The organism is Phenylobacterium sp., assembly GCF_016793285.1.
Taxonomy (GTDB): Bacteria; Pseudomonadota; Alphaproteobacteria; order Caulobacterales; family Caulobacteraceae; genus Phenylobacterium.
On the sequence record NZ_JAEUMO010000126.1, the window covers coordinates 1 to 7,269 of the forward strand.

At 67.7% G+C, this 7,269-nt stretch carries 10 protein-coding genes; 6 read left to right on the forward strand and 4 right to left on the reverse strand.

The window, feature by feature from the left end:
• Positions 1 to 187: deoxyhypusine synthase family protein (locus JNL41_RS12380; RefSeq protein ID WP_293475343.1), on the forward strand; the 187-nt coding region annotated here is incomplete at its 5' end.
• An 87-nt stretch (positions 188 to 274) separates the two neighbouring features.
• Here JNL41_RS12380 and JNL41_RS12385 read toward each other — a convergent pair.
• Together JNL41_RS12385 and JNL41_RS12390 are read right to left on the reverse strand one after the other, a co-directional pair.
• Entirely contained in the window at positions 275 to 589 is a 315-nt protein-coding gene (locus JNL41_RS12385) for a hypothetical protein (RefSeq protein ID WP_293475345.1), read from the reverse strand.
• 196 nt (positions 590 to 785) lie between these two features.
• A complete protein-coding gene (locus JNL41_RS12390) occupies positions 786 to 968 on the reverse strand; it encodes a DUF3606 domain-containing protein (protein WP_293475347.1) in 183 nt (60 codons plus the stop codon).
• 513 nt (positions 969 to 1,481) lie between these two features.
• On the opposite strand from JNL41_RS12390, the gene JNL41_RS12395 reads away from it, so the two are divergent.
• From JNL41_RS12395 to JNL41_RS12405, 3 genes are all read left to right on the forward strand, one after another.
• Positions 1,482 to 2,429, forward strand: a complete 948-nt coding sequence (locus tag JNL41_RS12395) for a serine protease (protein WP_293475349.1) — start codon at positions 1,482 to 1,484, stop codon at positions 2,427 to 2,429.
• A gap of 53 nt (positions 2,430 to 2,482) precedes the next feature.
• Positions 2,483 to 2,908, forward strand: a complete 426-nt coding sequence (locus JNL41_RS12400) for a hypothetical protein (protein ID WP_293475351.1) — start codon at positions 2,483 to 2,485, stop codon at positions 2,906 to 2,908.
• Between the two features lie 451 nt (positions 2,909 to 3,359).
• Entirely contained in the window at positions 3,360 to 4,151 is a 792-nt protein-coding gene (locus JNL41_RS12405) for a phosphatase PAP2 family protein (protein ID WP_293475353.1), read from the forward strand.
• Positions 4,152 to 4,235: 84 nt separating this feature from the next.
• Here the strand turns inward: JNL41_RS12405 and JNL41_RS12410 are convergent, their stop codons facing one another.
• Both JNL41_RS12410 and JNL41_RS12415 read right to left on the reverse strand, forming a co-directional pair.
• The gene (locus JNL41_RS12410) at positions 4,236 to 5,030 is read right to left on the reverse strand and encodes a molybdopterin-binding protein (protein WP_293475355.1); all 795 of its coding nucleotides are present in this window, start codon (positions 5,028 to 5,030) and stop codon (positions 4,236 to 4,238) included.
• Complete coding sequence (locus JNL41_RS12415) at positions 5,027 to 5,851, reverse strand: cytochrome b/b6 domain-containing protein (protein ID WP_293475357.1); 825 nt, start codon at positions 5,849 to 5,851, stop codon at positions 5,027 to 5,029. Before JNL41_RS12415 ends, JNL41_RS12410 begins: the two co-directional genes overlap by 4 nt.
• Before the next feature lie 77 nt (positions 5,852 to 5,928).
• Between JNL41_RS12415 and JNL41_RS12420 the strand changes: the two genes are divergently transcribed.
• The gene (locus JNL41_RS12420) at positions 5,929 to 6,174 is read left to right on the forward strand and encodes a hypothetical protein (RefSeq protein ID WP_293475359.1); all 246 of its coding nucleotides are present in this window, start codon (positions 5,929 to 5,931) and stop codon (positions 6,172 to 6,174) included.
• A gap of 51 nt (positions 6,175 to 6,225) precedes the next feature.
• Positions 6,226 to 7,134, forward strand: coding sequence for an acyl-ACP thioesterase (locus JNL41_RS12425; RefSeq protein WP_293475361.1), 909 nt, complete (start codon positions 6,226 to 6,228; stop codon positions 7,132 to 7,134).
• Positions 7,135 to 7,269: the final 135 nt, after the last annotated feature.

Consider the following 7,269-nt stretch of genomic DNA (forward strand, 5'->3'; position numbering starts at 1 on the left):
CGGCGCCTGCTCGTCCTCGACGCTGAAGGAGGCCTGCTCCTGGGGCAAGGTCGACGTCACCTGGGAACAGATGGTCTTCGCCGAAGCCACCACCGTCGTCCCCCTCATCGCGTCGGACGCCTGGCACCGCGGCAGCCACAAGAACCGCAAGAAGCCCCGCTGGGCGGATCTGTTCCTGAAGGCGTAGGCGCCCGCCGCCTCAAGAAAGCGCCAGACGCGTCTCAACGCTGCCAGCTTGGCCGGCAGCGTTGAGTTCGCGCGCCCGACTGGCCGCTCAATACCTGCTTCGGACCGGTGCCTTCCACGGCGTCAGCCCAGACCAAGTGCGACCGGCCGACTCCGTGGTGAGAATGGACGGGTGCGGCGACGGCTTTACTGAATCTGCCGCACCGCGCGCCCTCGCATGGACTTGGTCGCGGGTCAGTCCGGTATCCTGCATGTTGTACTCGGCCGTCGGCAATTGGTCCTTTTCACCGTTGCCGTTCTTGACCCAGCGCACGAAGCCTTTTGCTTCCATCGCTTCGTGTAGTTGCTCGTACTGGCCACTCGTTGCGCCGTGAAGTTCAACACGCACCGTGAAGTTCGTCATGTTCGTCTCCTCGCAGGCTTTGCCTGCCTGTGGATTGGCTGGGGAGTAAATCAGGGTCTCTGTGGACGCGCAGAACCCGCCAGCTACGAACGGTCGATCGGACTTCGTAGGGTGGTTGCACGTCCTAGCGGCGCGAAGGGGACAGCGGTTGGCTCTCGTTGGTTAGCGCCTGAGGCCTTCCACTGCCCCCGGACGCTTACAGAGACTTGCCGAGGTAGCGGGCGACCGCAGCGGCCTGGACACCAGCGACCGAGACCGCCGAGCGCAGTTGCTGGGCCGTCACGCCCCATTTCTTCGTCCAATAATCAACCTCCCACGACTCGTGGATGTTGACCTTCGACCGGTCTGGCTGGCCGCGAAGGAAGAGATTGTCAGGCATTGGGGTTCTTTCAGTTTCAGGGAGAGACGATTGCTCGCCATGGCCGTCTAGCCATGACCTATTCACAGAGCGATTCTTGAGATGGCGCCTAGTCCTGTTCCCAGCAGAAATAAGAGACGTCCACAGCGTTCTGAGCACCTGTGGATGATGCACAAGCGCCTCAAGCAGGGTCACTACAGAGCACTGCTAAGCGTGTACACGCGGTGCTCGTTCGTTCCTGCGTCAGACGGGATACAGGTATTGTGAGTCCTTGGAGCGCCTTAAAGCGCTTCTCAGAGTGGATGCTGGGCTCCTCGATTTTCATGATTTGTTTCAGCGCGCACGCCGTGCGCGGCGCACGGAACACGTCGCGTCGTAGGCTAGAGATCGCCATGGAGTAGCTGCCGGCAGGGTGCTGAGGAGGGCGCTGGCTCCAGTAGAAGAGAGGACTTGCGCAGGTCGCGCCGCACCGCCCACTTCGATTAAGGACGGGAGTTCGGTTACCCTGTCCGAAACAGCCTCCCGAGACGTAGAATGGACGTCCCACCGCTCAAGTTTGCGACCGAGGTCAGCTTTGCCGACGGGGATTTCGTTGACCTTGGTTGGCACGAGACCCAGATCGGTGTCCTGCCATTGGTTCACATCCGCGCCGGCGTGATCAGACCGCTGGGCACCTGCTTCTCCATAACTAATGACGGACTCTGCATGACTGCGAGACACGTCATCGAAGACGGAGTGAAGCTGACGCAAGAGCCATATGTTGAACTGGACGCCGACAAGCAGGGGACGTTCGGCGCTCTCTACATTTCGAGCGATCCGCACGACCTTGGCCCGCCTCATGTGATGGGGGGGCTGCTTCCAATGCATCGAGTCCACACCTGCAACGGGCTGGACATCGCGCTCATCAAACTGACGCTACCGGTCAGCCGCGAGACGGGTGAAACACTCTTCTTCCCCGCGCATCGTCTCAGGTTGAGCATGCCTGGTGTGGGAGAGCAGTTCTTCGGCCTCGGCTACCGAACGATGAGTTGGACACAGGGTACGGTCCCTCGCCACTACGATGTTAGTCAAACCTACGCTGCGACCCGCGGTCAGGTGGAGGAACTGCATGCGGGCGGCCGCGACACCGCCATGCTCCCATTCCCGTCCTTCAGAACGTCAGCCCGTCTTGACGCCGGCATGAGCGGCGGGCCACTCATGGATCAGTCCGGGCGGGTCTTCGGGGTGGTTTGTTCTTCGTTCGGTCTTGCGTCGGATGACAGCGGACATGTCTCCTTCGGCTCGCTCGTAGGACCGGCAATGGGCATGGGCCTGGAAGTTCAGGACGATGACCAGACTGTTCGACAGACCTTCTTGTGGGAGATGGCGGAACGTGGAGCGGTCAGTGCTGACAGCCGCGGGTTCGCCGCCACTCGAGACGGCGACGCACTTCAAATCTCAATCGGACAATCACTTGGCCTAACAGCAACGCTAAAAGGCTAAACCCAATCGTCAAACGACCGCTTCTGACGTAGGTGGGTGTTTCACTCGCCTCCGTGAACACCCCACCCGACAGAGCCGAAGCCCACGCCGGCGGTCTCGCCCGGTTCCAGGCGATCGCGATGCATGCGGCGGAGAAGGCGCAAGGGGCCATCGAGGCCACGGAGGACGCCGCGGAGCTCTGCGCGCTGATCTCGGCGCTGAGCAAGGCCGGGCGGGTGCTGCGCATGTCCATCGCGCTGGAGACGAAGCTGGCCCGCGACGCCGGCCGCGACGCGGCGGCGCTGACCGAGAAGGCCGTCGCGACCCGCAAGGCCCGGCTGGCCGGCATGCTCGACCGGATGATCTGGACGGAGCTGCGGCCCTCGGAGGCCGAGACCGCCACGGCCGAGCTGCGCGAGCGGCTGGAGACCGAGGTGCTGCTGGACGGGTTCGCCGACGAGCCGGTCGAGGTCCAGGTCGAGCGCATCGCCGGCGCCTGAGCCTGACCGGCGAGGCGAAGGCGCACTACGTCCCCGCCGCCGCGCGCCACCGGCCCTCCCGCCGGCGCGCCGCCTGGGGCATGAGCGAGTGGGACGACGAGGCGGAGGACGAGGACGAAGAGCCCGAACCGGCCGACGCGGCGGCGCCGGCCTCATGCGAACGCCGCGAGCCGCCGCCGTTCAACCCCGACCCCTTTCAACGGCCGCCTGGCCCCACCCATCGACCTTCCCTCCTGGGAATGCGACGACGACACGAGCTGACCCCGGCTCCCGGCGCGAAGCGCCCCTCACTTTGAACCGCGGAATACGCGGAATGACGCGGAAAGAAGGAAGACGGAAGATCGTCCCGGCCTCACAGCCGCGCGAACGCCTTTCCGCGTACTTCCGCGTATTCCGCGGTTCAAATACCTTGCGGCTCGCCGCGGAGAGCGGGTGTGCAGGGGAGTTGGTGATGCGTCTGAAGCTGTTCGTGACCGCGGTTTCGGCCCTGGGCTGCATGGGCGCGGCGCCTGCGCCGAAGCCGGCGGCGCCGCCCGCCCCGCCGCAGCCCTATCTCAGCGCCGCCGACCTCGACACCTTCCAGGTCCTGCCGCCCCCGCCGGTCGCCGGGACCAGCCGCTACGAGGCCGACCGCACCGTCTACCTGCAGACCCGCAAGTGGGAGGGCACGCCGCGCTGGGAGCTGGCGAGGGCGGACGACTCCAGCATCAACGCCATCCGCGGCCAGTCGTGCGCGGTGGGCGTAGAGCTGAGCGCCGAGACCGCGCCGCAGACCTTTCGCCTGCTGCTGCGCGTGGCGCGCGACTCCAGCCTCGTCACCAACCGGGCCAAGGACCAGGCGAAGCGCCAGCGGCCCTATCTCATCGACGAGGGGAACATCTGCGTCGCCAAGAGCGACGGCCTGGCCAAGAGCTGGGACTATCCGTCGGGCCACAACACCTGGGGCTGGTCGGCCGGCCTGGTCCTGGCCGAGCTCGCGCCCGACCGCGCCACTCAGATCATGAGCCGCGCCCGGGCCTTCGGCGAAAGCCGGTTGGTCTGCGGCGTCCACAACATGAGCGCGGTGCATATGGGCTGGGCCAACGCCTCGGTCCTGGTGGCCGCGCTGCACGGCAACGCCGAGTTCCGCAAGGATGTGGAGGCCGCGCGCAAGGAGCTCCAGGCGCTCCGCCGGACCGGCGCGAAGCCCGACGCGGCCAGGTGCGCCGCCGAAGCCGAGATGGTGGCCACGCCCCTTTATTGAGGTCGGGCTCACGCTGGAAACGCCCCCACCTCCCGCTCATCCCCGCATGCGCGGGATGAGCGGAATGGAGTACAGGTTTCTCGCTCAGATTCCCGCGTACCACTCGTAGCCGCGGTCGGGCCAGTATCCGCCTCGGCCGCGGCCGAGGCGCGTCTGGCCGAACTCGTCGACCGCATCCAGCCGGTCCACGACCTCGATCCGCATCACGTACTTGGCCTGCTTGTAGCCGAGCTGCCGCTCGACCCGCAGACGCAGCGGCGCGCCGTGCTTCACCGGCAGCGTCGCGTCGTTCATCTCGTAGGCCAGGATCGTCTGCGGGTGGTAGGCGTCGATCAGGTCGATGCTCTCGTAGTACTGGCCGGTCCCGTCCAGGGTCTGCTCCAGGGTATCGGCGCAGTGGAAGACCACGTAGCGGGCGGTGGGCTTCAGGCCCGCGAGGTCCAGCAGCGGCCCCAGCCGCGCGCCCTTCCACTTGCCGATCGAGGACCAGCCCTCGACACAGTCGTGGCGGGTGATCTGGCTGCGCGCCGGCATGGCGCGGATCTCGCCCAGCGAGAACTGCCGCGGCTGCTCGACCAGACCGTCGACGACGAGACGGTAGCCGGCGAAGTTGTCGGCCAGCATCGCCTGGTACGCCTCGCTGTCCGGCCGCGTGGACCCGTTGGCGCGGAAGTCCCTGGAGATGTCGGCGACGGCGAACTCGCGCGCCAGCGCCTTGCGGTCGGTGACGGCGCGCTGGGCCCGGTAGGTCAGTCGTTCGGCCCGCCGCAGCACGCCGACCACCGTGGGGTCCTGGGTGAGCCTGTCGCACGCGGCGAGCCACAGGCCCGCGACCGAGGCGCCGGCGGCCCTCAGCCAGTGGCGGCGGTTCGCGCTCATGCGGCGCCTCCTTCCGTCTCGATGGCGTACTTGCCGGTGATCATCGAGCGCATGTTGTTCCAGACCCCGGAGACGAGCACGAGCGCCAGATGCACCAGCACGAAGGCGACGACGAGGCCGGCGCAGATGAAGTGGACCGACCGCGCCCCCTGCCGCCCGCCGAAGAGGTCGATGAGCCAGGGGACCGTGGCGTTGAAGCCCGGCGACATGCAAAGGCCGGTGACCACCATCAGCGGCAGGACCAGGGCGATCACGGCAAGGTAGGTGGCCTTCTGGATCACGTTGTACGATCGCGCCTCGTCGCCCTTTGGGAACTTCAGCCGCGCGTGCGTGCCGATCTCATGCAGGACGTGGCCGAGGCGAAGCTGCTTTCGCGTGGGCAGCATGTCCTTGCGGATGTGCCCGCCGAGGAGCCCCCACAGCCAGTAGACCAGTCCGTTCAGGACGAAGAGCCAGGCGAGGAAGAAGTGCCACATGCGCCCGCTGCCCAGGTCGCGCCAACTGGGCAGCGTGGCCCAGGCGGGGAAGCCGCGCGCCTCGCGCATGCCCTCCCTGCCCGTCCAGCCGAGCGTGCCGGTGGTGTCGAGCGTCAGGCCGCCCACCTGCGTGATCCCGCGCGGCTCGCCGCCGATCTCCTGCTTGGTCATGGAGAGCCACGGGTCGGCGAAGGTCGACTTCGCGCCCCAGTACAGCGCCGGGTGCGCGTTGAAGATCTGCAGGCCGCTCATCAGGAGCAGGCTCACCGCCAGCACGTTCAGCCAGTGGGTGATGCGGGTCACCAGGGTGTGGCGACGGATCAGCACCTTCGTCTTGCCGGCCATTCGCACCTCGCTGACTCGGGGAACGATACCCGATCCCGCCGCGCTTTTGGATGGGACAGGACAAGACGGAGCCGGCCATGGGCGCTGAGCATCACCCGAACGATCCGAAGCGCGAGGGCGGTCGCGAACAGGCGGCCGGCCAGGCGACGCCGGAACGCTATCCGTCGGTGAACAAGGACGATTCGGTCGAGGCGCCCGACGAGGGCCGGAGCTTCGACAGCGAGAGCGGCGATCCCCGGCCGCGCCGGGGCGACGGCGCGCCCGACCCGTCCGTGAACCAGGGCCGCATGGACGGCGGCGATCCGGCCGGCCGCAAGCGCTAGCGGACGGCCCCGCGCCTCCGTAAGCTTCCCCGGCATCGGGGAGCGCGCGTCTTGGCGGAGATCGAAGTCTGGCGGGGCAGCGTCGCGGCCTGGGAATGCGACGCCATGGGCCACCTGAACGTCGGCTTCTACGTGGCCAAGTCGATGGAGGCGCTGGCGGTGATGGCGGCCGAACTGGGCCTGCCCCGCGCGTTCGCGCCCACCGCTCAGGCGACCCTGATCGTTCGCGAGCAGTACGTCCGCTTCCTGCGCGAGGCGCGGATGAACACGCCGCTGACCATGACCGGCGGCGTGCTGGAGATCGGCGAGCAGGAGGCGCGGCTGCTGTTCGTCATGCGCCATCCGACCGGCGACATGGCGGCGACCTTCCAGACCGTGGTCGCCCACGCCACCGCCCGCGAGGGCCGTGCCTTCCCCTGGAGCGATCGCGTGCGCGCCCGCGCCGAGGCGCTGCGGACGCAGGTTCCCGAAGGCGGCGCCCCGCGCTCGGTCGTGCTGGCGCCGGTCGAGCCCCGGGCGTCGCTCGACCGCGCCGAGGCGCTGGGCATGGCCCGCGCCGGCCTGGGCGCAGTGCTGGCGCAGGACTGCGACGCCTTCGGGCGGCTGCGGACGGAGGGGGTGATGCAGCGCCTGTCGCCCGCGATGCCGCACCTCTTCCTGGGGCAGCGGCCGGCGCCCGGCGCGGGCGGCCGCGGCGGCGCGGCGCTCGAGTACCGGCTGATCCACCGGGCCTGGCCGAGGGCCGGCGACCGCGTGGTCCTGCGCTCGGGCTTCCAGGGTGGGGACGGGCGCTTCCAGCGCATCTTCCACTGGGTCCTCGATCCGGAGACCGGGAAGCCCTGGGCGACGGCCGAGGCGATTTCCGTCGCCTTCGACCTCACCACCCGCAAGATGATCACGATGAGCGACGAAGAACTCGCCGCGGCGAAGGCCCGGTGGACGCCGGAGCTATCCCACTAGAGCATGATCTGGCGAGATTGAATCTGGGATTCCGGTGTTGGACGGATCATGATTCAAGATCTGGGCTGGGCGGGAGGCCAGCCTGGATGGTTCGAGCCTATTCGAGCGATCTTCGGGATCGGGTGGTTTCGGCGG

Bases quoted from the DNA above. Each gene is read 5' to 3' on its own strand.
- JNL41_RS12385 (WP_293475345.1), bottom strand. From the start codon at position 589: ATGACGAACTTCACGGTGCGTGTTGAACTTCACGGCGCAACGAGTGGC.
- JNL41_RS12390 (WP_293475347.1), bottom strand. From the start codon at position 968: ATGCCTGACAATCTCTTCCTTCGCGGCCAGCCAGACCGGTCGAAGGTC.
- JNL41_RS12395 (WP_293475349.1), top strand. From the start codon at position 1,482: ATGGACGTCCCACCGCTCAAGTTTGCGACCGAGGTCAGCTTTGCCGAC.
- JNL41_RS12405 (WP_293475353.1), top strand. From the start codon at position 3,360: ATGCGTCTGAAGCTGTTCGTGACCGCGGTTTCGGCCCTGGGCTGCATG.
- JNL41_RS12410 (WP_293475355.1), bottom strand. From the start codon at position 5,030: ATGAGCGCGAACCGCCGCCACTGGCTGAGGGCCGCCGGCGCCTCGGTC.
- JNL41_RS12415 (WP_293475357.1), bottom strand. From the start codon at position 5,851: ATGGCCGGCAAGACGAAGGTGCTGATCCGTCGCCACACCCTGGTGACC.
- JNL41_RS12420 (WP_293475359.1), top strand. From the start codon at position 5,929: ATGGGCGCTGAGCATCACCCGAACGATCCGAAGCGCGAGGGCGGTCGC.